Origin of the sequence: uncultured Tepidimonas sp., assembly GCF_938045175.1 — a bacterium.
GTDB lineage: Bacteria > Pseudomonadota > Gammaproteobacteria > Burkholderiales > Burkholderiaceae_C > Tepidimonas.
In genome coordinates this window covers 1-2,562 of the sequence record NZ_CALIND010000095.1, presented here as the reverse complement: position 1 = coordinate 2,562, position 2,562 = coordinate 1, and the positions used below count along the sequence as shown (strand labels likewise).

Annotated in this window: 4 protein-coding genes; all 4 read left to right on the top strand. The window is 68.8% G+C overall.

Features of this window, described 5'->3' with window-relative positions; all coding sequences use genetic code 11:
- The coding region (locus Q0716_RS04965) for a YceD family protein (protein ID WP_366139717.1) at positions 1-288 on the top strand (288 nt) is incomplete at its 5' end.
- Positions 289-370: 82 nt separating this feature from the next.
- Positions 371-553, top strand: a complete 183-nt coding sequence (gene rpmF, locus Q0716_RS04960; protein ID WP_234266733.1) for a 50S ribosomal protein L32 — start codon at positions 371-373, stop codon at positions 551-553.
- 84 nt (positions 554-637) lie between these two features.
- A complete protein-coding gene (plsX, locus tag Q0716_RS04955) occupies positions 638-1,690 on the top strand; it encodes a phosphate acyltransferase PlsX (RefSeq protein ID WP_299020325.1) in 1,053 nt (350 codons plus the stop codon).
- A gap of 40 nt (positions 1,691-1,730) precedes the next feature.
- A partial coding sequence (locus tag Q0716_RS04950) for a beta-ketoacyl-ACP synthase III (protein WP_299020323.1) occupies positions 1,731-2,562 on the top strand: 832 nt, incomplete at its 3' end.

Below are 2,562 nucleotides of genomic sequence, written 5' to 3'. Positions count from 1 at the left end.
CGCTGGTTTCGCTTCGTGGCCGATGAGGCAACCGCCGAGGCCGAAGACGAGTCGTGCGAGGAAGACCTGCTGGTGCTGGTGGGGACGCGCTACCCGTTGCGCGAGTTGGTGGAAGACGAGTTGCTGTTGGCAGCGCCGTTGGTGCCCATGCACGACGCCTGCCCGCACCCGATTGCCCTGACCAGCGGGGAGGTGCTGACGCCTGCCGTCGCAGACGGGGACGAATCGGCCGAGGCGCGACGCCGTCCCTTCGAGGTGCTAGCCGCCCTCAAAGCGCGTCGGCCCTGAGGGCGCGTTGCCCCGATGACGGGCGGCCGGCTATAATGCGGGGTTTTCCTAGACTATCCTTGTCTTTTTCCAGGAGCCGATCATGGCCGTTCAGCAGAACAAGAAGTCGCCGTCCAAGCGCGGCATGCACCGCTCGCACAACGCGCTGTCGGTGCCTGGGATCGCCGTTGAGCCCACCACGGGCGAGACGCACCTGCGCCACCACATCAGCCCCAACGGCTTTTATCGCGGCCGTCAGGTGCTCAAGAACAAGTCCGAGGCTTGATTTCCGCGACGGTTCCCGTCACGCGGGTGACGGTCGCGCGCCGAGGTGGGCGCAGCGGGCCGCCCGCGCGCGCATGAAGCCACCGTGATCCGGATTGCCGTCGACTGCATGGGGGGCGACCACGGCCCCTCGGTGACCCTGCCGGCTTGTGCCGCGTTTCTTGCCAGCCATCCCGAGGCGCGCTTGCTCTTGGTGGGTCGGCCCGACGCGTTGTCGTCGCTGCCTGCCGGGCTCGACGCTGCCCGTTGCAGCGTGGTGCACGCCTCCGAGGTCGTGGCGATGGACGATCCGGTCGAGGTGGCCCTGCGCCGCAAGAAGGACTCGTCCATGCGCGTGGCGATCGCGCAGGTCAAGGACGGGGCGGCCGATGCGGCTGTGTCTGCTGGCAACACGGGGGCGCTGATGGCGATTGCGCGCTACGTGCTCAAAACGCTCGATGGCATCGACCGACCCGCCATCGCGACCCAAATGCCCAACGCGGCCGGTGGGGCGACCACCGTGCTGGACCTGGGGGCCAATGTCGATTGCACCGCCGAGCACCTGTTGCAGTTCGCGGTCATGGGCTCGGCGCTCGTGGCCGCCAGCGGTCGCGAGAACCCGACCGTGGGGCTGCTCAATATCGGCGAAGAGGTCATCAAGGGCAACGACGTCATCAAGCGCGCGGGGCAGTTGCTGCGCGAGGCCGCCGCGCGCGGTGACCTGAACTTCCACGGCAACGTCGAAGGCAACGACATTTTCAAAGGCACGGTCGACATCGTCGTCTGCGACGGCTTCGTCGGCAACGTCGCGCTCAAGGCCAGCGAGGGGCTGGCCAGCATGATCGGCACCTTTTTGCGCGAGGAGTTTGCGCGCAGCGCATATGCGCGGCTGGCGGCGCTGGTGGCGTGGCCGGTGCTGATGCGCTTCAAGCGCCGGGTCGATCATCGGCGCTACAACGGCGCGGCGCTGCTGGGCTTGCGCGGCCTGGTGTTCAAGAGCCACGGCTCGGCCGACGCGTTTGCGTTCGAGCAGGCGCTGCGGCGTGCGTATGATGCGGCCGACGCCCGATTGCTGGATCGTGTGCAGCGTCGCATCGCCCACGCGGCCCCGTTGATGGCGACGGCCGCGCACGGGGTCGAGGCCGGCCCGTTTACTTGAGCAGGTCGTCCATGGTCTGTTGCCAACCACCGGAGCACCGATGAGTCTGTACGCCCGCATCACTGGCACGGGCAGCCATTTGCCCCAGCGGCGCCTGACCAACCAGGACATGGCCGAGTGGCTCGCCCAGCGCGGGCTGCAGACGAGCGACGAGTGGATCGTCGAGCGCACGGGCATTCGCGCGCGCCACTTCGCCGCCGACGGTGAGATGGCGAGCGACTTGGCGCTGGCTGCCAGCCTGCGCGCCTTGCAGGCCGCGGGGCGCGAACCGCACGAGGTCGATCTGATCGTGCTGGCCACGTCCACTCCGGACATGGTGTTTCCGTCCACGGCCTCCATCCTGCAGCGCAAGCTGCACGAGGCCGCCAGCGCCCAGGGCGGGCGCGGGCCGATCGGTGCGCCCGCGTTCGACGTGCAGGCGGTGTGCACCGGTTTTATCTACGCGCTGACGGTGGCTGATGCGCTCATCCGCACCGGCACGGCACGCTGTGCGTTGGTGGTGGGGGCCGAGGTGTTTTCGCGTATCCTCGACTTCGATGACCGCACGACCTGCGTGCTGTTTGGCGACGGCGCTGGCGCCGTGGTGCTGGAGGCCACCGAGCACGACGGCAGCGGCCCGGGCGTGCTGGCCACCGACATCCACGCGGACGGTCGGCACACGGGCATCTTGTGCGTGCCCGGCGGGGTGGCCGGCGGGCAGGTGCTGGGTGAGCCGCTGCTGCGCATGGATGGGCAGGCGGTCTTCAAGCTGGCGGTGCATGTGCTGGAGGAGACGGCCCGCACCACGCTGGCCAAGGCGGGCAAGACCGAGGCCGACGTGGACTGGCTCATCCCGCATCAGGCCAACATCCGCATCATGCAAAGCACGGCGC